General features: G+C 64.9%; 10 protein-coding genes. 7 read left to right on the top strand and 3 right to left on the bottom strand.

Annotated elements, in window-relative coordinates; translation table 11 throughout:
* Position 1: 1 nt before the first annotated feature.
* Complete coding sequence (locus C0V82_RS22880; RefSeq protein WP_102114740.1) at positions 2-3,400, bottom strand: UvrD-helicase domain-containing protein; 3,399 nt, start codon at positions 3,398-3,400, stop codon at positions 2-4.
* Complete coding sequence (locus tag C0V82_RS22885; protein WP_102114741.1) at positions 3,400-6,054, bottom strand: PD-(D/E)XK nuclease family protein; 2,655 nt, start codon at positions 6,052-6,054, stop codon at positions 3,400-3,402. The genes C0V82_RS22880 and C0V82_RS22885 overlap by 1 nt, the downstream gene beginning before the upstream one ends.
* Before the next feature lie 198 nt (positions 6,055-6,252).
* On the opposite strand from C0V82_RS22885, the gene C0V82_RS22890 reads away from it, so the two are divergent.
* The 7 genes from C0V82_RS22890 to C0V82_RS22920 all read left to right on the top strand — a co-directional run bounded on the left by C0V82_RS22890 (position 6,253) and on the right by C0V82_RS22920 (position 22,698).
* Positions 6,253-7,137 carry a BrxR family helix-turn-helix transcriptional regulator gene (locus C0V82_RS22890; RefSeq protein ID WP_102114742.1) on the top strand — a complete coding sequence of 295 codons (885 nt, stop codon included), beginning with the start codon at positions 6,253-6,255 and terminating at the stop codon, positions 7,135-7,137.
* Between the two features lie 22 nt (positions 7,138-7,159).
* Positions 7,160-10,663, top strand: coding sequence for a protein NO VEIN domain-containing protein (locus tag C0V82_RS22895; RefSeq protein WP_102114743.1), 3,504 nt, complete (start codon positions 7,160-7,162; stop codon positions 10,661-10,663).
* Positions 10,664-10,671: 8 nt separating this feature from the next.
* The gene (locus C0V82_RS22900) at positions 10,672-11,163 is read left to right on the top strand and encodes a hypothetical protein (RefSeq protein ID WP_102114744.1); all 492 of its coding nucleotides are present in this window, start codon (positions 10,672-10,674) and stop codon (positions 11,161-11,163) included.
* On the top strand, positions 11,160-15,389 hold the full coding sequence (locus C0V82_RS22905) for a sacsin N-terminal ATP-binding-like domain-containing protein (RefSeq protein ID WP_102114745.1): 4,230 nt from the start codon (positions 11,160-11,162) through the stop codon (positions 15,387-15,389). Before C0V82_RS22900 ends, C0V82_RS22905 begins: the two co-directional genes overlap by 4 nt.
* A complete protein-coding gene (locus C0V82_RS22910) occupies positions 15,373-18,315 on the top strand; it encodes a DUF1156 domain-containing protein (protein ID WP_102114746.1) in 2,943 nt (980 codons plus the stop codon). Before C0V82_RS22905 ends, C0V82_RS22910 begins: the two co-directional genes overlap by 17 nt.
* Positions 18,316-18,328: 13 nt before the next feature.
* On the top strand, positions 18,329-21,625 hold the full coding sequence (locus C0V82_RS22915) for a DUF499 domain-containing protein (RefSeq protein ID WP_102114747.1): 3,297 nt from the start codon (positions 18,329-18,331) through the stop codon (positions 21,623-21,625).
* A 113-nt stretch (positions 21,626-21,738) separates the two neighbouring features.
* Positions 21,739-22,698, top strand: a complete 960-nt coding sequence (locus C0V82_RS22920; RefSeq protein WP_102114748.1) for a LysR family transcriptional regulator — start codon at positions 21,739-21,741, stop codon at positions 22,696-22,698.
* On the opposite strand, the gene C0V82_RS22925 is transcribed toward C0V82_RS22920, so the two are convergent.
* Positions 22,631-22,870 carry a DUF2274 domain-containing protein gene (locus C0V82_RS22925; RefSeq protein WP_102114749.1) on the bottom strand — a complete coding sequence of 80 codons (240 nt, stop codon included), beginning with the start codon at positions 22,868-22,870 and terminating at the stop codon, positions 22,631-22,633. The two genes, C0V82_RS22920 and C0V82_RS22925, sit on opposite strands and share 68 nt — an antisense overlap.

Below are 22,870 nucleotides of genomic sequence, written 5' to 3' on the forward strand. Positions count from 1 at the left end.
CTCAGGCCGCCTCGCTTTCGGTCGGCTTCGTCGGCAGGACGGGAATGACGGCGCCGGAGGTCATCAGCACGATCAGTCCGCGCTCGGCGCCGGTCATGTCGAGATAGGCCCGCACCTGCGCGCGATAGTGATCGAGCGTTCCCGTTGCCGGCGTCACATCGCTTTTCCAGTCCACGACGACGGCGGGGCGGCCCTCGGCCGTCAGGGTCAGGGCATCGGCGATCCCGGCCGTTGCGGTTTCCACGCCGTCGGCCGCCTGTGCGGAATAGACGGGAAATTCGGCCAGAAGACCCGGCCGTAGGGCCGCGATGTCAGGCAGAGCCAGGGTCCGGACCACACAGGCCGCCAGTTCCTGCGCCGACAGCCCCGTGGCCGGGTCGGCGACCGGAGACTGCCCGAGGGCTCGGATGAGGTGGCCAGCCCGTTCGGTCAGGGCGGCTTCCGCTTCGGGGATTTCGCCGGTCAGCACCTCTTCCATGAGCTTGTGGAGGATCAGCCCGCGCTCGCGGCCCCCCTGCACGAGGACGGCGGCTTCCAGCTCGGGGGGCTGATCGTCGGCCGATCCCGTCCAGAGCGCGGCTTCTTCTTCCCGCAGCACGGTCCCGGCGGCGTTTTCGTCACGGCTGGGCGCGAGCCAGGTCAACCGCGTCTGCGCGGCCGCGATGGCTTCGGCTTCGGCGGCGAAGCTCGCGCGCGTCTGGGTGTTGCCCGCGCCCGCACCTGCGGTCGTGAGACCGGCAGGCAAGTGAGAGACGTCCAGGGCGGGCAGGTCGGCGAGCGACAGATCGACGAGACCGATCCAGGCCGATTTCGACGGCGTGGCGTCGAGCCGGGGCAAGACGAGGAGTTCGCGGGCGCGGGTGGCTGCGACATACCAGAGTCGGATGCGTTCGCGGTCCAGCTCCTCCTTTTCCGCCTGGCGCGCGGTTTCGTAGCCCTCGGGCACGACGCCCAGGACCGGACAATAGAAGGTCTCGGTCTGGCGGTCGATCACGGCGCTGTCGGGCGCCATGACGCCGGTCATGGTGTTGACCGGAATGACGATCGGCCATTCCAGCCCCTTGGCCGCGTGCATGGTGAAGAGCGCGACCGCTTCCTCCTGGGCGTCGGGCCGTCCCTCGACGGCGCGGGCCTCGTCGGACCACGCCGCTGTCATCGCCTCGGCGAAGGCGCGCAAACCGCGCACGGCGTAGCCGGTCGACAGGCTGAGATAGAGATCGACATTGGCGAGCGCGCGCTCGGCCTGGCCGCGATGGCGCTCGAGGAGGAGCGGACGGACGCGCAACACGTCCACGGCCTGCGAGAGCAGCTCGTGCGGGGTCGTGCTGTTGCCGCGCCGGGAGAGCGATTGCAGCCGCTCGATGACTTCGCGCGCGAGCGGGTGCGCGATGACGGCGGGATCGATGCTGAGATCCAGGCGCGGAATCCGATCCGGCTGTTCCTCCGAGCGCGGAAGTCCCCAGATGATGTCCAGCAGGTTTTCTTCGGTGAGGCCAACCAGAGGCCCGCGCAGCAGCGCGCCGAGCGCCAGGGTGTCGCGGCGGTCGGCCAGAACGCGGGTCAGCGCGATCAGATCCTGGACCTCCTGGCGGCGGAACAGACCCTTGCCGGCTTGGGTCGCGACAGGGATGCCGCGGCGTTCCAGGGCTTCCTCATAGCGCCACAGCTCCGCGCCGGTTGGCGCCAGCAAGGCGATGTCGCCCGGCTGGCAGGGGCGCTCGGCGCCGCTGCGACGGTCGATGATGGGGTGGCTTTCGATCAGCCGGGCGCACAACTCGGCGATGGCGTCGGCTTCGGCGTCGCGCTGCTGTTCGGCGCTGGCCTTGCCGTTTTCGTCGGCCACGGCGATGTCGAGAGCCGCCACGCACAGGCCGCTCCGATCGTCATGAAACGGGTCGAGAGCGGTAAAGCCCGGCTGGCCGTCGGTCGAGAGCACGGCCTCGAAGCGCTCGTTGACGAAGGTGAGGATCGAGGCGCAGGAGCGGAAGTTGGTGGAGATCGACAGAAGGTTGCCGGGGTCTTGGGCGCGGAAGGCGTCGCGCGCCTGCACATAGGCGCCGACATCGGCGCCCCGGAAGCGATAGATCGCCTGCTTCGGGTCGCCGACCAGGAAGAGCGCGCCCGGCCGGATTTGGAACCGGGTCCAGTCGTCATCCCCGTCGACCGGCTCGCCACACAGCCGCCAGAAGATTTCGGTTTGCAGGGGATCGGTGTCCTGAAACTCGTCGACGAGGACATGGGCGAAACGCTGTCCCAGCGCCTGGCGCACGGCGTCGTGGTCGCGCAGCAAGTCGCGCGCGGCGAAAATCAGATCGTCGAAATCGAGCTGGGCGCTGGCGCGCTTGTGGTCGCGATAGCGTTGCAGGATCGGACGCGCTTCGTCGATCAGCGCGGCCAGGGCATGGCCGGCGACGGCCTGCGCCAACGCGACCCAAGCGTCGCAACAGGCGGTGTAGTGGGTCTCGGCGGCGTCGTTCAGCCGGTCGCCATCGGCCTTGGAGAGACCGGCCTGTTTGGCCGTGGCGGCCCATTTGCCCTTCTTGCGGTAGGAGGCGAAGGCGCCGGTCTTGGTGCAAAGATCCGGGTGGGGCCGCGCGGTCAGGAGCCGAACGAGGCCCGCGGGCGTCGCGGGATCGGGACCGTTCGCCACGGCGGTCGCCATTTCGGCCAGCCGCTCGACGATCGTCACCGTTTCGGGCTCGGCCGCCGCCGTGCCATCCATGAAGTTCGCGAAATCCGCCGTGGCCTGCCGGAACGCCGTGAGGTGGCCGCCAAGTGGAGACACGGGCGGGGCCGTGAGCGTGGGGCGACGGCGCAGATTCTCGGCGATCTTATGGATGAGCGCCACGGTCTCGCCGGGGCTGTGCAGCACCAGCTCGGCCAGGATACCGCCCTGACCGCCGGACAGGCGTTCGCGCAGCCAGCCATCGACAATTTCGAGGAAGGTGAGGTCGGCCTGGTTGCGATCCATGACGCCGGCGCCGGGATCGATGTCGGCCTCCGCCGGATAGGGCTTGATCAGGCGCTGGCAGAAGCCGTGGATGGTCGAGCAGGTGATTTCGTCGATCGCGGCGCTGGCGGCGGCGAGATTGTCGCGATGGGCTTGGGACAGCCCATCGGGCAGCGCCACGCGCAGCTCGGTCGCGATCGTGTCGGCCGAGAGATCGGCGACGAACTCGCGGACACGCGACAGCAGCTCGCTCGCGGCGAGTTCGGTGAAGGTGACGGCGGCGATGGAGCGCGGCGCGACGCCTTCGGCCAGCATGGCGGCGATGCGGCCGGCCATGACGGCGGTCTTGCCTGAGCCCGCGCCGGCCTCGACCAGGATGGAGCGATCATGGAGGCTGATCGCATTGCGGCGGGCGCCGTCGTCCTTCAGCACCTTGGACACGCTGCTCATCATTCCGCCTCCCAGACCTGAGCGACTTCGCCAAGCCGCTCCGTGGCGGCCGGCATTTTGCGTTTGCAATAAGTGGCGCTGGCGTTGGCCGGCAGGGCGAAGGCGAGGTCGTCATAGTCGCCGCCGGTATCCGGGCCAGGAAGGGCCGCGCCTCCGGCGAGGCTCGACCGTGCTGCGCGCAGATAGCCCGTGATCTCTGCCAGTACGGCCTCGGGATCGTCGAGCTGGAGATCGACGGGCTCGCGCGGGTAGAGCAGCGAGGCGCTGATGGCGACATCGTCGCCGAGGAGCGCCTTCACCGCGAAGGCATAGAGACAGCGCTGAAGCTCGCGTCCGCCGTTGAGGCGGATCTCGCCGCGCGGCGGCCGTCCGGTCTTGTAGTCCCGCACGAGGGCGCGCTTGCCGTCGCCCGAGATGTCGAGCCGGTCGATATAGCCGGCGATGTTGAAGCCCGTGTCGGGAATCGTGACCGGCGCGCTCGCATCCCAGGGCGCCTCCGCGTCGGATTTCGGCTCCGAGCCGCCGAAGGGCACCTCTCCGTAGGAGCGTGCGCCCGGCAGGACTTCATCACCATAGGACAAGGCGCGGCCCGCCATAACGCGGGCGTCGTCGAGCGTGCGGCTCCAGATGACGACCGGCGGAACCGGACGCTCGCTTTCCCAATCGCCGGCGACGGCTTGCGCGGCCCGCGCCACCGCGGCCTCGATGGTCTCGGCGTCGGCGGAGGCAAGACCGTCTCCGGTTTCGAGGTCGCGCAAGGCGCGGTCGAGAACCAAATGAACGAGATCGCCGATCCCGAGCGCGTCGAGCACGAGCGGTTCGGCGCTGCTCTGCGGTTCACGCCATCCGAAGGCATAGACCCAAACGAAACTCAGCGGATTGCGCAGCAGGCGGCGCAGCGAGCTGGCCGACTGGGTGCGGCCGAGGATGGCGAGAACGAGCGGATGATCCGCCCGCACGAGCCCGTCATGGGGAGTGATCTCGGCCTGCCGCCAGTCGCGCCAGCAGCCCTGCGCGCCGACCGCTTGCGGATCGGCGGCGAACTCCTGGGGCCGGGCCATGAGGCGGTCTGTTTCGCTGAAGGCGTGCGCCGGCGTCGCGTTGCGGCGCAGATAGGTTTCGTCGCCACGCCCGGCGAGCAGAGGGCTGCGACCCAGGAGACGCCCGTCGCTGTCGCGCCGGGCGCGCGACAGAACGACGGTATCGGCCGTCGTGGCGAGGATCGTCTCGAAATCGCGTCGGTCGGCGAGATTGACCGGCAGTGGATCGAGCACCGGGGTCGGGATGATATGGTCCGGGATCAGGCGGTCCTCGGCGATCCCGCGCGGCCAGCGCGAGGAATTGAGGCCGAGGAGCCGCACGAAGCGGCGGGGCGACGCGGCGAGCGCGCTGGCGGGCATCCAGGCGACGCATACGCACGCTTCCAGCCCGTCGTCCTGCTTCAGGAGTTCCAGCGTCGCGTCGATCGAGGCGGCGGGGCCGGCGAGCAGCGCCTTGCGCCAGATCGCGAGCGCGCGGCCCTTGAGGAAGGCTTTTCCGATCTCGCCGGCGGCGTCCGGCCCTTTCGCCAGAGTCTCGACCGCTGTGCGCAGCGCCGGAACATGGTCGGCGCCGTCGGGCCAGTCTTCCGGCGTCAAGCGGACCAGCAGGCGGTTCCACGCGCCCGGCGTCGAGAGCGGCGCATCGGTCGGCAGGACCCGCAGCCAGCCTTCGGGCAGGGTCTCGAATGGCCCGCTGTCCCGGCAGAGCGCCGCGAGGCGCCGCAGCCGGGATTGCGACAGGCCGCGGACCACGATGTCGGCCAGCGCCGCGGCCGACTGGCCCTCGCGGGTCGTGACGGTGCGGACGCCGTGGACGAAGTGCAGGTCGATGTTGGCGTCGGCGCGCAGGGCCAGGAAATGATCGTCATAGTCGGCGGGCGATGCGGTCGCGATGGCGATCTCCGAGGGCGAGACGCCAGTTGCGAGCAGGCTGCGCGCCCAGCGCATCGCCTCGATGGCCTCGTGATAGGCGGTCGCGGCGCTGACGGCGCTGATCCCTGGCGTTTGCGCCGGTGCGCGCGTGATCGTGATGCCGGTGCCGTCCAGCCATGCGGGAACGCTCCTCGGGCCGGCAGTCCACTGCACCGGGATATGGGCGGTGAGGGCCTGGAGCAGCGGCCGCCAGCAGGGCGAGAGTTCGGTAAGGCCGACGATCTCCATCGGGCCGAGGACCGCCGGCGCATGAGCAATGCGGGCGGTCGCGGCTGCAACGATGTCGAGAGGCCGCATCATGCCGGGCGGAAGCTGGTCGAGGACGGCCGCTTCCAGCCGCGCGATGGCGTCGAGACGGGAATGATCCGCCGCGCGTGCGGCAAGATCGATGCCGGCGCGCCAGGCTTTGTGGAGCGTGTCGGCTGCCGCGTCGATCATGCCGGGAAGAGCCTTGATGCTCTCCAGCTCGCCCATCGGCGTGGCTGGGAGGGCCGACTGGATGGCCGCGCGCAGGCTCTCGTCATCGATAGGGCGGGCGAAGCCGCCCGCCAGCCGGACGGCGGCCTGCTCGAACGACATGATCTGGAGGCCATGACGACCGCCACGACCCGCCGCCAGGCGGCTCTCTCGCATGGCGAGGCGACCGTGAACGACCAGGGTGGATCGATGCGCGATGCTCACTGCCGTCCTCCTTCCGGGCGCTGCTCAGGGCTGGGCGCCGGGCCAGCAATCTGACGTTCCAAGCTGTGCTGCCGCATGTTTCGCCCCCCTCCGCGTCCGATCGCCCATTGACGAAAGCCCATAATGGAAATAATAATTACACGGACTATGATGGATTGTCCATATAGTTTTTACTCTCACTGACGCGAGGCGGAAGCAATGGCAAAGGCCGCAACGGCGTTGAAATGGGGGGTGGGACGCCGACTCGAGTTCATCGAGTTCCGGCTGTTCTGGGAGGGTTCGATCAACCGTGCCAACCTCGTTGAGGCGTTCGGCGTGTCGGTGCCGCAGGCGTCCAAGGATTTGACGCTCTATCAGGAGCGCGCGCCGGGAAACATGGAATATGACACCCGCGCCAAGCGCTATGTCGCCGCCGAAAAGTTCGTTCTGCGCTTCCTTGAGCCGGACCCCTACATCTATCTCTCGCAGCTCCGCTCGGTCGCCGAAGGGGCCGTGCCCGCGAGCGATTCGTGGATTGCGGCGCTTCCCAGCGTCGATGTTGCGTTGACCCCCAGGCGGGACATCGACATCGAGGTTCTACGCAAGATTCTCGACGCCACTCGCGAGGGCGTCTCCATCGACATCTTCTATCAGTCGATGAACAAGGTGCGGCCGGACCCCATTTGGCGGCGGATCACGCCGCACGCCTTCGGCTATGACGGGTTCCGCTGGCACGCGCGGGCCTATTGCCACCTTGAGCACAAGTTCAAGGACTTCCTGCTGCCGCGCATCCTCGAAGTCGGTGGGAAGGGCGAGCCTGGGGAAGCCGGCGAGGGGGACTGGCTTTGGAATAACTATTTCGATGTCATCATCGGCCCGCATCCGGGGCTTACGGCGAGCCAGAAGAAGGTCGTCGCCAAGGATTATGGGCTGGATCAGGGAAATGGTGTGCTCTCGATACGTTACGCGATGCTCTTCTATGTTTTGAAGCGTCTGGGTTTGCTTGGTGACGCCGCGAAACAGAGCGCCCATACGCAGCATATCGTAACGATAAACCGCAAAGAAACTGAGGCTGCGCTTGAGAAGGCGGAGTTTCAGCTATGAGCGAATTGGGGGGCGCCGGCTAATGGCGGCAAGGCTTGAGGAAATAAAGAACGGCGCATCCGTGCGGGGCATTGCTTCGGCGCAGGCCGTGCATGTGATCTCGGTGGACTGGATCGGCGATCAGGCGATCAGCGTCGTTTTTCGCGATCACAATGGCACGGTGGCCGAGGCCGTTCTTTATCGGGACGACGAGCACCGGCTTGAGGTCGAGCAGAGCGGACGGCCATGGTCGTTCGACGCCGACGGCGCGTTGCTGCGTCTGGTGACGGAAGCCAACCGCATCAAGCTGGCGCACTATTTCGACCCGTATCTGGCGATCCACACGAGTCTGGTCGATCCGCTGCCGCACCAGATTTCGGCGGTCTATGGCGAGATGCTGCCACGGCAGCCGCTTCGCTTCCTCCTCGCCGACGATCCCGGCGCCGGCAAGACGATCATGGCCGGGTTGCTGATGAAGGAGCTGATTGCCCGCAGCGATCTCGAACGCTGCCTAGTCGTCGCGCCGGGCAGCCTGGTCGAGCAATGGCAGGACGAACTCGGCCAGAAGTTCAATCTCGAGTTCGACATCCTCTCCCGCGACATGATCGAGAACTCGCGGTCGGGCAATCCGTTCAGCGACCGGGATCGGCTGATCGTCCGCCTCGACGTGCTGGCGCGCAACGAGGAGCTTCAGGAGAAGCTCATGAGCGCGCGCGAATGGGATCTGATTATCTGCGACGAAGCGCATCGCATGTCGGCCACCTATTTCGGCGGCGAGGTCAAATACACGCGGCGCTATCAGGTCGGCCAGAAGCTCGGTCAGGTCTGCCGGCACCTGCTGTTGATGTCGGCGACGCCGCACAACGGCAAGGAAGAGGATTTCCAGCTCTTCATGGCTTTGCTCGACGGCGATCGGTTCGAGGGCCGGTTCCGCGATGGCGTCCATTATGCCGACACCGAAGACATGATGCGGCGGCTGACCAAGGAGGAACTGCTCAAGTTCGATGGCCGGCCGCTCTTCCCCGAGCGGCGGGCGCGCACCGTCAAGTATCAGCTCTCGGAAGGGGAAGCCGCGCTCTACACCGCCGTCACCGAATATGTTCGCACCGAGATGAACCGCGTGCAGCGCTTCGCCGAAGGTGACGGGAAGAAGCGCAATAATGTCGGCTTCGCCTTGCAGATTCTTCAGCGGCGTCTCGCCTCATCGCCAGCCGCCATCTACCAGTCCCTCAAGCGCCGCCGCGAGCGGTTGGAGAACGAGCTGGGCGAAGCGCGCCTTGCCGCCAAGGGCCGACGGGCCGGCGCGAGCGAACCGACGATCAACGCCGACATGCTGGGCAACATCGAGGAATATGGCCAGGAAGAGATCGACGAGCTTGAGGATCTGATCTCCACGGGCGCGACGACGGCCGAGACGGTCGAGCAGCTCGCCCTGGAAGTCGAGACGCTGAAGGGCCTGGAGACGATGGCGCTCGGCGTGCTGCGCTCGGGCGTGGATACGAAGTGGAGCCAGCTCAATCGTATCCTCGACGACGATCTGATGGTCGACGCGGCCGGCAATCGCCGCAAGCTGATCATTTTCACCGAGCCCAAGGACACGTTGCACTACCTGCTCGACAAGGTGCGGGCGCGGCTCGGCAATCCCGAGGCCGTGGAGGTGATCCACGGCGGCGTTTCGCGTGAAGAGCGGCGCAAGGTCGTCGAGCGCTTCATGCAGGACAAGGACATGCTGGTCCTGATCGCCAACGACGCGGCCGGCGAGGGTGTGAACCTTCAGCGCGGCCACCTCATGGTCAACTACGATCTGCCGTGGAACCCGAACAAGATCGAGCAGCGGTTCGGCCGCATCCACCGCATCGGCCAGACCGAGGTTTGCCACCTCTGGAATCTCGTCGCGGCCGATACGCGCGAGGGCGAGGTTTACGCGCGGTTGCTCGAAAAGCTGGAGGCTGCGCGCGAGGCGCTGGGCGGCCGTGTCTATGACGTGCTCGGCGAATTGTTCGACGGCGTGGCGCTCAAGGACTTGCTGTTCGAGGCGATCCAGTATGGCGAGCAAGAGGACGTCAAGGCGCGCCTCTTCCAGCAGGTGGATGGCGCTGTCGACCAGGCAAATCTGCTCGAGTTGCTGCGTCGCCGCGCTCTGACCAACGACACCATGCCGGAGGCGAAGGTCGAGGAACTGCGGCTCGAAATGGAGCGGGCCGAGGCGCTGCGCCTACAGCCACATCACATCCAGAGCTTCTTCGTCGAGGCGTTCCAGCATCTGGGCGGCCGGATCAAGCGCCGCGAGGAAGGGCGTTGGGAAATCACCCATGTCCCGGTGCGTATCCGCGAGCGGGATCGCCAGATCGGGACCGGCGCCCCGCTTCAGACCCAGTATGAGCGGATCTGCTTCGAGAAGGACAAGATCAATCAGCAGCCGGTCGCCGCCTTCGTCTGCCCCGGCCATCCGCTGCTCGAAGCGGTGATCAGCCTGATCCGCGAGCAGTATGAGCAGATCATGCGGCAGGGCGCGATCCTGGTGGACGACACCGACGCCGGCGATGGGCTGTCGGCGATTTTCCTGCTGGAGCACACGGTCCAGGACGGACGTGTCACCAGCGCCGGCAAGCCGCATGTGATTTCGCAGCGCCTCCAGTTCGCCGCGATCGACAAGACCGGAAACACCGTCAACGCTGGCATCGCACCGCATTTGAATCTGCGCCCCGCCAAACCGGAGGAGGTCGCCAGCGTGAGCGACCTTCTGGACGAGAGCTGGCTGACCGCCGATCTGGAAAAGGCCGCGATCCGGTTTGCGACGGTCGAACTGGCGCAAGGCCATGTCGCCGAGGTCAAGGCGCGGCGCCTGCCCGAGATCGAAAAGGTCGAGCAGGAAGTTCGCGCCCGGCTGAAGAAAGAGATCAACTACTGGGACTCGCGCGCCTTCGAGCTGAAGGAGGAGGAGCGCGCCGGCAAGAAGACGCGCGTGAACTGGCAGAACGCGCAGCGCCGGGCCGAAGACCTGGCGGATCGGCAGAAGCGCCGCATGGACCAGCTTGAACGGGAACGGTTCATCTCATCGCAGCCGCCGCGCGTGCGCGGCGGCATGGTCGTCATCCCGCGGGGCCTGTTGGAAGCACGTCAGACGTCAAGCGTCCCGGACCATTTCGCGGAAGACCCCGCTGCGCGCCGGGCGATCGAGCTGGCGGCGATGGAAGCCGTCATGGCGGCCGAGCGGGCGCTGGGCAATGAGCCGGCCGACGTCTCCGACCAGAAGATCGGCTACGACATCGCTTCCCACGATCCGAAGGCGGGGCATCTGCGCTTCATCGAGGTCAAGGGGCGGATCGACGGCGCCGACAGCGTGATGGTCACGCGGCAGGAGGTCATCACCTCGCTGCACGAGCCGGATAAGTTCATTCTCGCCATCGTGTCGGTCGCCGCGGGTTCCGCCCATGCGCCGCGCTATGTGCGCGGCCCTCTGGTGGAGCGGGAACCGTCGTTCCTCGAAACCGCGATCCAGTTTGACCTCCGACGCCTGCTGGAGCGGGCGCAAGAGCCGGCATAGGGGGCGAGATGACCGGCATTTCGGATTTTTCCATCCTGGCCCCCGTGCCGCTGGAGCACCTTCAATCCGGGCGCGCAATCGCCAGCGCCACGGGTTTCGTCGCCTTCGGATCGCGGAAGTGGGAGCTGTTTCGCAAGGTCGATGAACTACGCGGTGGCGCGCGCGTGCCGGTCCTGATCTATCCGTCGCACGAGGACGTGGCCGCCAAGCTCAGTTTTGTGGTGTCCTGGCTGGGTTGGTATGTCGGCTGCGAGGAAAGCGGAAACGGCAAACATTCAAAGGGAATGGCGCATCGCCCGCCGACGACAGGCCAATATACGTCCGACAATCAAGGCCACTGGGCGGTGTTCTGGCACGTTTGCGATCTGTACGAGCTCCCGGCCGCGCAACGGTTGCCGATTTCCGCCATCCAGACCGTCAAGGGCGGCTGGCGCAAGACAGCCCCGCCGCGCGGACCCGAACTGGTCGCCACGCCATCGACGCTGGAGGTGCCGCTATGAGCGCGGGCCGCCAGATCGAGACCATCCTCGCCGATCCTCCCGACTATTTCCGGTCGATCCAGGAACGCGCCACCAAGCGCTGGGACCAGCTTGAGGCGGACCCGGAGCTTGCCGGGCCTTGGCACCAGCTCTTCAAGCAGGTGCAGAGCCCCCGTCATATCCTGTCCGAGCTGCTCCAGAACGCCGATGATGCCGGCGCCAGCGAAGCGCGGGTTTCGATCGAGAACGACCGCTTCGTGTTCGAGCACAATGGCGAGGACTTCATCGAGGCCCACTTCGCTTCGATCTGCCGCTTCGGCTATTCCAATAAGCGCGCGCTGCACACGATCGGCTTCCGCGGGATCGGATTCAAGAGCACGTTCAGCCTGGGCGATCGGGTCGAGCTGTTCACGCCGACCTTGGCCGTGGCCTTCGAGCGAGCGCGGTTCACCGAGCCCCACTGGATCGATAGCCGCTACCAGACATCGGGAACCACGCGCGTCGAAGTGGCGATCGCCAACCCGCTGCTGCGCCGCGAGGTCGAGAAGAACCTCGACGAGTGGCTGAAGAGCCCGGTGTCTTTGCTGTTCTTCAAGAAGATTCGTCGCCTGCGGATTGGCGACAGCGAGGTGCATTGGCAAAGTCTCGGGCCTGGCCCCATCGCCGAGAGCGAATGGATGGCTTTGGATGAGAAAGCGGATGATCCGTTCCTCCTCGTGCGGTCGGGGGAGGAAGCCTTCCCGGCCGAAGCGCTCGATGAGATCCGCAAGGAGCGGATGCTGGGGGCCGAGGACAGCGGCGATTTCCCGCCCTGCCGCGTGGAGATCGTGCTGGGCGCGAAGGGCCGGCTCTATGTCGTGCTGCCGACCGGCGTGGAAACGACGCTACCTTTCGCCTGCAACGCGCCCTTCATCCAGGACCCCGCTCGTCTCAAGATCAAGGACCCGGAGACATCGCCGACCAACCGCTGGCTCCTGAACCGCGCTGGAGAATTGGCCGCCAGCGCCATGATGGAGTGGCTGGAGCAGACGAAGACCAGCGCGCGGGATCGGGCGGACGCCTATGGTCTGCTGCCCGACGTCGACCGCGAGGCGACCACGCTCGAAGGGGCGTGCGGCGCGATCGTCGAACTGGCGTTTGACGCGGCCATCGAAGACCGACCGATGCTTCTGACCGAAGAGGGACGGCTGGTCGACGCCAATGCCGCGATCACCGTGCCGCGGCCTGTCTTCGACATCTGGCCGGCTGACCAGGCCATGGCGCTGCTCGACGCCAAATCCCGGCCGGCGCTGTGCCAGCATGTCTCGGCCAAGAACCGGACCAAGCTGGTTCACTGGGGTCTGGTCGAGGAGTTCTCGAAATCCGATTTGCTCGAGCGCCTGCGCAGCAATCATCTGCCGCGGCCCGCGACCTGGCGGCACCTGTTGAACCTGTGGGCCTATATTGCGCCCGAGGTGACGGGTTGGCAGTGTCACGACACCGACGGCCTGCGGATCGTGCCTGTGCAAGGCAAGGAGGTGCTCTACGCGGCGTCGGAGATCGTTCGGCTCGGCGAGAAGAAGCTGCTTCAGTCGGAAGAGGATTGGGAGTTTCTCGCCAGCCATCTGATCGTCCTCAACCAGAACTGGACCCGGTTCCTCGCCGAACAGCGCCGTGACAAGGGGGAGGGAGAGAACCGCAACGACCCGATTGAAGCGGCCTTCGCGGTGCTGGAGGAGATCGGCCTCGAAGGAACGAGCGACGTCAACGCCGTGATCGAGCGGGTCGCTGCCGACTATTTCGCGGACGGCCAGCCGAAGCTCGCCGAGTGCGTCCAACTCGCCCAGATCGCGGCCAAGCTGGGCGTCACCATTGGCGACTCTTTCCGGTATGCCTGCGCCGACCTGAAACTTCGACCGATCGGCAAGGGGGTGTTGTTCGACGAGAATGGCGCGCTCGAGGAGTTGCTGCCGGAGTCCGTCCGAAAGACGCAGCTCCTTCACGGTGACTATGTGGCGAGCTTCAAATCCTGCACGCGGGAAGATTGGCTGCGCTGGGTATCGTCGGGCCGTTCGGGGCTTCAGACGATGGCGCCGCTCGCGCAGAAGCGGACCAGCCTCTACGGACGCCAGCGCGCGGTGACGGAGGCGCAGGCGCGCGGCCAACGCCAGGCGCTCTACTATGCCTATGTCACGGAGAGCTTCGTTCTCGATGACTGGGACTTCCCCGCCGATTACTGGCGGCATTGGGAGGCGTTGTCGAAGGCCGATCCCGGCATCTGGGCCAAGGTGGTTGGAAAGATTCTGGAACAGCGCGACGCCTACTGGTCGCGGGCGTCGAGCGCTCGCCTGTTGCAGGTGGCGACCACCGGATCGACGCGATCGGTCAGTTCGGAGCCGTTGCTGGCGGACTGGTTGCTGAAGTTGCGGGCCAAGCCCTGCCTTCCTGACATCCGCAACATGATCCAGCTTCCGGCCGACCTGGTGCGCAGGACACCGGAGACGGAGGCACTGATCGACGTCGAGCCCTTCGTGCATGGCTTGCTCGATCGGGAAACGACGCGCCCGCTGCTTGATCTTCTCGGTGTCCGCAGCACGCCGAGCGGTCCCGGACGCTTGCTTGACCGCCTGCGCGCCCTGGCGAAATCCGACAAGGCCCCGGCGCATGAGGTCGAGAAATGGTATCGCCGCCTGGATCAGATGCTCGACGGGTGCTCGACTGCTGACGCGCAGAACATCAGGAATGCCTTCAAGGCTGAGAAGCTGATCCTCGCCCAGGACGGGACGTGGGCGACGTCCGGCGGCGTCTTTCTGGCCGGGGACGAAGAGGATGTTCCCGGCGCGGCGGTCGTGCGCGCTTCCGTGCTCGACCTCAGCCTGTGGCACCGTATCGGTGTCGCCGACCGCCCCTCCGCGGATCTGGCGCTGCAATGGCTTGGGACGTTGGCCTCGGGGAAAGCGCTCTCGGCCGACGACGCCAGGCGTGTTCGCACCTTGCTGGTCCGATACCCGATCCGCATCTGGGAGGAGCGCGGGCACTGGCTGAACCTCGTGGGCGAGTGGGCGCCGGTCGATACGCTTGCCTATGGCCTGAGCATGCAGACCCTGTTCCGGTGGAGCCATCTGCACGAATGGGTCAAGCGCAAGACCGCCGATTTTCAGCGGCTGTCGGGGGAGACCGTGCAGGCGCCGCCCTTCTCGGCGTTGCCGGCTTTGTCGGACCTCGTCGAGGAGCATTTCAACCAGCCGTCGCTGCTGGCCGGCATCGAAGATCGCCGCGCCTGGCTGACGGCGTTCGGAACCCAACTCGCGCGGATCGAGCTTGCCGATGCCGCCGAGACCGAGCGCGTGCGGGCGCTGGCGGAAGCGATCGCGGCGACGAGCTGGGTCCAGACCCCCAAGCTGGAGGTCATTCCCTATCTCGACGGTGTGCCCGCCGGAACGGCTCGGCTCGCCGACATCCTATGGCTCGACGGCAAGCTGTTCGTCAGCCCGCTATCCAAGGCCAAGCTGGCGAAGCGGGTCCCGGAAGAGATCGGCAGGAGCCTAAGCGCGGATATTCGCGCGGCCCTGGCCTATGCGTTCGAGCGCTCGCCCGAGGACATCCGGGAATATCTCGAGGAAAACTTCACTCTGGGGCTTGAGCAAATGGTCGCCGCGCCAATCGTCGAGGCCCAATCGGCCGCCGCTCCCGGCGATGACGATGGTGGCGACGAGATTGCTGAAGGCGCGGGCGACGACGCCGAGCCGGTCGATGCGGACGATCTCCACCTGGCGGAGGAGGACGAGCCCGCGACGCTCCCCGAACCCACGCCTCCCACGGGAGAGCCAGATCGCGAGCTGATCGAAACGGAGGTTGCGACCAGGCCGCGCGCCGCGCCGAAGCCCCCGCGCCCGAGCGTCATGGCGCGCTTTGCGTTGGCCCAGGGCTACAAGGTCGACGGCGAGGATCGCTTCTTCCATGCGGACGGGAGCTGGATCGGCCGCGGCAACGGCGCGCGCTTTCCGTGGGAGCGCCGCTCGGCGAGCGGCGAAGTTCTGCGCCACTATTATCCAAAGGACCACTGCCTGGAGCACGAACCGCTCCAACTTGAAGCGGACGTCTGGGGTCTGCTCGACCAGAAGCCGGACCTCTATTCGTTCATTCTCATCAACCCCGAGGGTGATGCCGTCGAAATGACGGGCGCCCGCCTGCGCGCATTGCGTGACGGTGGCGAACTGACAATTCACCCTGCAACTTACAGGCTTGTTTATGACCTCGACGAATAACGCCAAGAAGAAATTGATCGAGGTTGCGATACCCCTCGAAGCGATCAACGCCGCCTCGGCGCGGGAGAAGTCGATCCGGCACGGGCATCCTTCCACGCTGCATCTGTGGTGGGCGCGCCGGCCGCTGGCAGCGTGTCGGGCGGTGCTGTTCGCTCAGCTTGTCGATGACCCATCGGGCTATGCGGACAAGCTGCTAGACGACCCAAAGATCCACAAGCAGGCGGAGGCGGACCTTGCCGTGCGCCTCAAGGTGTGGCGCGACCGCAAGGCCGATGCGCAGGGGAACGTGCCAGACACGCCTGAGCCGACACTGGAGGATTGCGCGGCGGACATCGAGCGCAAGCGGCTGTTCGGGATCATCGAGGAGCTGGTGTTGTGGGAGAACTCAACCAACGAAGAGGTGCTGGAGCGCGCCCGGGCCGAAATCCGGCGGTCCTGCGGCGGCGATCTGCCGCCGGTTTATGATCCGTTCTCGGGCGGTGGTTCGATTCCGCTTGAGGCGCAGCGTCTCGGGTTGCCCGCCTATGGGTCCGACCTCAATCCGGTCGCGGTGATCATCGGCAAGGCGATGATCGAGATCCCGCCTAAGTTCAAGGACAAGGAGCCGATCCATCCCGGCGCGAAGGACCGGCAATTCTACCGCAACGCCGAGGGCCTGGCCGAAGACGTCAAATTCTATGGGGAATGGATGCGTGAGAAGGCGTGGGAACGCATCGGGCATCTCTATCCACGGGTGGACCTGCCGAAGGAGCATGGTGGCGGCAAGGGGACCGTGATTGCTTGGATCTGGACGCGAACGGTGCCAAGCCCAGACCCAGCGTTCGCCGATGTTCAGGTGCCGATTGCGTCGAGCTTCTTGCTGAGCTCGAAGGCCGGGAAAGAGGCTTGGGTTGAGCCGATCGTTGATCGACACGCCAAGACAATCACTTATCGAGTTAGATACGGCGGCACGAAGGCAGAAATTGCCAACGCGAAAGAGGGTACGAAGGCTGGGCGTGCTGTCTTTCGGTGCCTTTTCTCAGATACCCCGATTTCGGGGGCTTACGTCGATAAGCAGGCAACTGCGGGCAAGATGAGCCAAGCGCTTATGGCGATTGTCGCTGAGGGCAAAGGCGGCAGAATTTATGTAGGTGCAGGCGCGATTGAACAGTCAGAGGCTATAACTTCTGCATCAGAATTGGCGCGAACGTTCGATTCTACTCACTTAGAGGTTCCGTGTCGCGGTACGTTTGCCAGCAACGCTCAAGGTCGAAGATATGGTTTTAATACCTTCGCAGACTATTTTACAGATCGCCAAAGGGTCGCGCTGCTGACATTTAGCGAATTGCTCAAGGATGTCAGGGGGGAAATTCAAAGCGCCGCTGAAGCTAAGGGGTTAAAGACAGGAAAAGAACAACTTGCAAATGGCGCAAGCGGGGCCTTCGCTTATGCCGAAGCAGTCAGCATTTATCTTGCCTTTGCTATTTCAAAACTAACGAATTTAGGATCAAGCGTCACTAGTTGGATGAGCGATCGTGGCGCGCTGCGCGAAACTTTCGCGCGCCAAGGAATTCCAATGGCCTGGGATTTCGCTGAGGTTAACTTCTTTTCGGACTCAGCCGGAAACTGGCTCACACCTATCGATAAGATTTCGAAGGTCGTTGCAGAGCTTCCAACTGAACATGATGGAAAAATATTTCAATCATCGGCAACTGAAGCGCCATACCCTGCGGGGGTGGTTATTTCCACTGATCCACCATACTATGACAATATTGAATATGCAGATCTCTCGGATTTCTTTTTCGTTTGGCTCCGCCGGTCGTTGTTGGATGTTGACCCTTCACTTTTTGGAATCTTGTCGACTCCAAAAGCTGAGGAACTCGTCGCAACCCGAAACAGATACGGCACCCAGGAAGCTGCGGATTCATTTTTCTTAGATGGAATGAGTGCAGCAGTCGGACGAATGGCCGAGCACGCTTCTGAGGCGTTCCCAACCACCATTTACTACGCATTTAAACAAAGTGAAGTTGAGCAAGAGGGGGTCAGCTCAACTGGTTGGGCAACTTTCTTGCAGGCCGTGATCAATGCTGGGTTTTCGGTTGTTGGCACTTGGCCGGTCCGTACCGAAAGTCCTGGAAGGATCGTTGCGACAGGGACCAACGCTCTTGCAAATTCGGTCGTCTTAGTTTGCCGTAAGAAGGACACCACGGCGGAGGTCATCACCCGCGCAGAATTTATCCGCGCATTGAAACGTGAACTTCCGCCGGCAATCGCTGAGCTTCAGGCTGCCAACATCGCGCCGGCTGATATGCCGCAATCGGCCATCGGCCCCGGCATGGGTGTGTTCTCGCGCTACAAGACTGTCCTCGAATCCGGTGATAGCCCGATGAGCGTGAAGACCGCGCTTCAACTCATCAATCGGGAACTCGACGAATATCTCGGCGGCATCCAGGGTGAGTTCGACGCGGACACACGGTTTGCGATCACTTGGTTCGAGCAGAACGGGACAAGCAAGGGCGACTACGGCATCGCCGACAATCTCGCCCGCGCCCGCGGCATCTCTGTCGATAGCGTCAAGCACGCCGGAATTGTTGAGAGTGCCGCAGGCAAGGTCCGCATCCTCGCGCGCGACGAACTCGACGACGATTGGGACCCAGAAGACGACCGCCACCTGACGGTGTGGGAGTGCCTTCAACACCTTGTTCGGCAGCATGAGAAGGACGGCATTTCCCACGATACCGCCGTCCTGCTGAAGAAGATCAACATTCAGGCCGAGGCCGTGAAGGATCTCGCCTACTGTCTCTACGACATCAGCGCCAACAAGCGGAAGGATGCGAAGGAGGCCACAGCCTACAACGCCCTGATCGCCGACTGGACCGAGCTGACGAGGGCAGCGGCGGCTATCCACGACACGAGCGGCGATCGTCAGATCCGGCTGGATATTTAAGGGGGAACGGAACGTGGCAAAAAGCACCCGCCAATATGTGTTTGAAGGGATGGAGCTGCTGCCTTCGGCGCTGATCCCATTCGTCGAAAAGCGGCTTGAAACCTCGCTCAAGGGGCACTGGCAGGTCCAGGTTCTGGAGAAGCTGCCGAGCCTGCGTCCCAACAGCAACGGCGAGGTCGGCTGGGATCAGGCTGCGCTGTTCAACGCGATGGATCGCTTCTGGAGCGAGGCGTTCAAGGCGGTTCTCGGCCGCGCCGAACGCTCGCTGGTCAATGAACTGGGCGACGTCCGCAACAAGCTCTCGCACAACGAGACCTTCACCTACGACGACGCCGAGCGCGCGCTCGATTCCATGCGTCGCCTGATGGAGGCGATCAGCGCCGGCGAGACGGCCGAGCAGCTCGGCAAGATGCGCGACACCATCCTGCGCACGAAGTTCACCGAGCTTCAGCGCAATGAGGAGCGGCGGAAAACCCAGCGCCTCGAAATCTCGGTCGAGACGGTGGCGGGGCTTTTGCCTTGGCGGGAGGTGGTCGAGCCGCACCAGGATGTCGCCACCGGCGAGTTCCAGCAGGCCGAGTTCGCGGCCGACCTCGCCAAGGTGCATTCGGGCAGCGCGCCACCGGAATACCGCGACCCGCGCCAGTTCTTCAGCCGCACCTATCTGACGGAAGGCTTGAGCGCGCTGCTGATCGGAGCTGCGAAGCGGCTGTCCGGCACCGGCGGCGATCCGGTCGTCGAACTGCAAACCAACTTCGGCGGCGGCAAGACACACTCGATGCTGGCGCTCTATCACATGGCGGGGCCGACGCCGGTGCAGGACCTCTCTGGCCTGGACCAGTTGCTCGAAAAGCAGGGGCTCAGCGTGCCGAAGGCCATCAACCGCGCCGTGCTCGTAGGCACATCGCGGGGGCCGCAGGACGTGCTCCACGGCGAGGGCGACCGGAAAATCCGCACGACCTGGGGTGAACTCGCCTGGCAGCTCGGCGGCGCCGACGCCTACGCGATGGTGGCGGAGAATGACGCCAGCGGCATCGCGCCAGGCTCGAACCTGCTTGAGGCGCTTTTCAAGAAGTATGCGCCGTGCCTGATCCTGATCGACGAATGGGTCGCCTATCTGCGGCAAATCTACAAGGTCGAGGGGCTGCCGTCCGGGTCGTTCGATGCGAACCTGTCCTTCGTCCAGTCGCTGACCGAGGCGGTCAAGGCCAGCCCCGGCACGCTGCTGGTCGCTTCCTTGCCGGCCTCGCAGATCGAGGTGGGTGGTGAAGGCGGGCAGGAAGCGCTGGCGCGCCTCAAGCAGACCTTCAGCCGGGTGGAATCCTCGTGGCGGCCGGCGAGCCAGGAAGAGAGCTATGAGATCGTCCGGCGGCGGCTCTTCAAGGACATTCCCGGCGACAAGTTCCATCACCGTGACAACACGCTAAAACAGTTCGCCAAGCTCTATCGGGAGAACGCCAACGATTTCCCGCAGGGCTGCGCGGACGAGGACTATCGGCGCAAGCTGGAGAAGGCTTATCCGATCCATCCCGAGCTGTTCGACCAGCTCTATACGAGCTGGGGCTCGCTCGAAAAGTTCCAGCGCACGCGCGGCGTGCTGCGCCTGATGGCGCAGGCCATTCACGAGCTTTGGATGAACGCCGATCCGTCGGTGATGATTATGCCCGGCAGCGTGGCGGTGAGTTCTCCGCGCGTGGAGCCGGAACTGCTCCACTATCTCGACGTGAGCTGGCAATCGATCATCGCCGGCGACGTCGATGGCACGGCGTCCACCCCGTATAAGGTCGATCAGTCGGCGCCCAACCTGAACCGCTATTCGGCGACCCGTCGTGTCGCGCGCGCGATCTTCATGGGCACGGCGCCGACGCATCAGCAGCAGAACACCGGCCTCGACGACAAGCAGATCAATCTCGGCGTCGTGCAGCCCGGCGAGCGTCCGGCGATCTTCGGGGACGCGCTGCGGCGGCTCACCAACCAGGCCAAGTTCATGCACGCCGATCTTGGCCGTTACTGGTATTCGATGTCCGCGAGCCTCAACCGCATCGCGGCGGACAAGGCGGCGCAGATCGAGGCGGCGCTCGTCGACGTGACGATTGACGCGGAACTCGGCAAATATGTGAACGGCCTCGCCGATCGCGGGCATTTCGACGCCGTGCAGGTCGCGCCGGCCTCGTCGGCCGAAGTCCCCGATGAAGCAGGCGGAGTGCGCGCCGTCGTGCTGGGCGTCAAATATCCGCACAATGGGCGCGACGGCTCAGACGCGCTCGTCGAGGCGAAGGACATTCTCACGCAGCGCGGCAGCACGCCGCGCGTCTATCGCAACATGCTGGTGTTCATCGCCGCGGAGAGCCGTCAGCTCGATCATCTGAAGGATGCCGTGCGCGCCTCCCTTGCCTGGGGCGAGATTGTCCGCGACACGGAGCGGCTGAACCTCACCCAGAGCGACAGCGCGCTCGCCAAGACGAAACTGGCCGAAGCCAACGAGACGATGAAGACGCGCCTGAAAGAGGCGTGGTGTTATCTGCACTATCCGGCTCAGGAGAGCGCCCAAGCGGATTGGGAGTGGGTGTCCGGCAAGATTCCGGCGCAGGACGGGTTGCTGGCCCGCGCGAGCAAGAAGCTGGTGGCTGAAGAGGGCCTGCTCGTCGAGCTGGGGCCGTCGCGTCTCGATCGTGATCTCCAGAAATACATCTGGAACGACAAGCCGCGGTTGTCGCTCAAGGATCTGCGGGAATATCTCAATCGCTACATCTACCTGCCGCGTCTGAAAGGTCAGGATGTCCTGGTGAAGGCCGTGCAGGCGGCGATCAGCGGCATGCTGCCCGGTCCCTTCGCCTATGCCGAGCGGTGGGACGAAAAGACGGGCACCTATCTGGGACTCGCGATCGAACGTGCGGGCAACGCGCCCGTGGTCATCGACAGCGACAGCGTCATCATCAAACCGAATGAGGCCGAGGCGCACCGTCCGGCGCCGGTGCAACCTGGCCCTGGGGACGCACCTGGAAGCCCTGATGGCGGCACGCCGACGCCCGGCGGACACGATGTAGGCGGTGGGCCGGCGACACCGCCGACGGAGAAGAATCCGACGCGCTTCACCGGCGCCGTGATGATCTCACCGGAGCGGCCGGCGCGGGATATTCATCAGATTGTCGAGGCGATCGTCGAGCAGCTCACCACGCTTCCGGGCAGTCGCGTGAAGTTGAAGCTCGAGATCGAGGCCGATGTGCCTGGCGGTCTGGATCGCGCCAAGGTGAGAACTCTGGTGGAGAACGCCAATACCCTCGGGTTCATAGAGAAGTCTGTCGAGTGAGAGCATAGCAATGGGGGGTGGTCGCGTGGACTGAAACTATATTTGTTCAGGAGTGGGGGAGTCGCCGTGATGTAACTTTCTGCTCGACAGAATAGGAGGGAGGTGGCCCCGCTATGCTCAGGTTGCGTCATATCCAATACTTTGTCACGGCTTCCGAGCAGGGGAGTTTTCGCAAGGCGGCCGCCCTTCTGAACATCCAGGAGTCCGCCGTGAGCCGGCGCATCCGGGATCTTGAGGATCGGCTTGGCGCTTCCCTGTTCCACCGCCATCCCGGCGGGGTTTCGCTTACGGTGGCAGGGCAGCGTTTCCTTCGCCGCGTCCGCGTCGCCCTTCAGCAGATTGAGCTTGGCTTCAACGACGTCGCCGCGATCGGCCGATCCGAGGACGGAATCATCAAGGTTGGAATCTTCTCATCGCTGGCGTCGGGCTTTCTGTTCGAGTTGATGAAGACGCTCGACGACGAGCACCCGCGGGTGGCGGTCGAGCTGATCGAGGGCAATCCGTCGGTCCATGTGGCGGCGGTCCGCCAGCTCCAACTCGATGTGGCGTTCATCACGGGCACGTCCGAATGGCCCGATTGCGAGAGAGAACAGCTTTGGTCGGAGAGGGTGTTCGCCGTCCTGCCCACGGAACACGGCCTGGCGACGAAGCAGACCCTGCATTGGGACGATCTCGCCGGCGAAAACTTCATCGTCAGCAATGCGGCGCCAGGGCCGGAGATCTATGACTATCTGATCCAGCGACTGGCCGGTCTCGGCCACCATCCGAATATCCACCCGCACTCTGTCGGCCGGGATGTCCTGCTGTCGATGGTAGCCATCGGGCGCGGGCTGACGCTGACCAGCGAGGCGACCACAGGGGCTCAGATTCCCGGTATCGTCTATCGCCCGATCATGGGCGAGGTCTTGCCGTTCAGCGCGATCTGGTCGCGCCGGAACGACAATCCGGCCTGCCGCAGGTTTCTGAGCCTCGCCCGGATACTGTCGCAAACCGATCGGCGGGCCGTCAGGCAGGCGGACGCGGTGATGAACCCGCCTGCTTCGCCTTCGCAAAGCCTCGATCTGTCGCCATGAACCGCTCCAGCATGGGAACGATCAGGCGCACCGGATCGGTGGCCGGCTGTCCCGCCTCGCGGCCGAGAATCTCCGCGTAGGTTGTGAGATCGCGGTGAAGACTGGCGGGCAGTTCCAGCGTGATCTTGACCGGCTTGTCGTCGGCGATCGGGCCGAGTTTCAGCTTCGCCAT

Source organism: Niveispirillum cyanobacteriorum (assembly GCF_002868735.1).
Classification (GTDB): Bacteria; Pseudomonadota; Alphaproteobacteria; order Azospirillales; family Azospirillaceae; genus Niveispirillum; species Niveispirillum cyanobacteriorum.

Excerpts from the sequence above, each read along its gene's own strand:
- C0V82_RS22880 (WP_102114740.1), bottom strand. The coding sequence starts at position 3,400 with ATGAGCAGCGTGTCCAAGGTGCTGAAGGACGACGGCGCCCGCCGCAAT.
- C0V82_RS22890 (WP_102114742.1), top strand. The coding sequence starts at position 6,253 with ATGGCAAAGGCCGCAACGGCGTTGAAATGGGGGGTGGGACGCCGACTC.
- C0V82_RS22895 (WP_102114743.1), top strand. The coding sequence starts at position 7,160 with ATGGCGGCAAGGCTTGAGGAAATAAAGAACGGCGCATCCGTGCGGGGC.
- C0V82_RS22900 (WP_102114744.1), top strand. The coding sequence starts at position 10,672 with ATGACCGGCATTTCGGATTTTTCCATCCTGGCCCCCGTGCCGCTGGAG.
- C0V82_RS22905 (WP_102114745.1), top strand. The coding sequence starts at position 11,160 with ATGAGCGCGGGCCGCCAGATCGAGACCATCCTCGCCGATCCTCCCGAC.
- C0V82_RS22910 (WP_102114746.1), top strand. The coding sequence starts at position 15,373 with ATGACCTCGACGAATAACGCCAAGAAGAAATTGATCGAGGTTGCGATA.
- C0V82_RS22920 (WP_102114748.1), top strand. The coding sequence starts at position 21,739 with ATGCTCAGGTTGCGTCATATCCAATACTTTGTCACGGCTTCCGAGCAG.
- C0V82_RS22925 (WP_102114749.1), bottom strand. The coding sequence starts at position 22,870 with ATGGCGAAGCTGAAACTCGGCCCGATCGCCGACGACAAGCCGGTCAAG.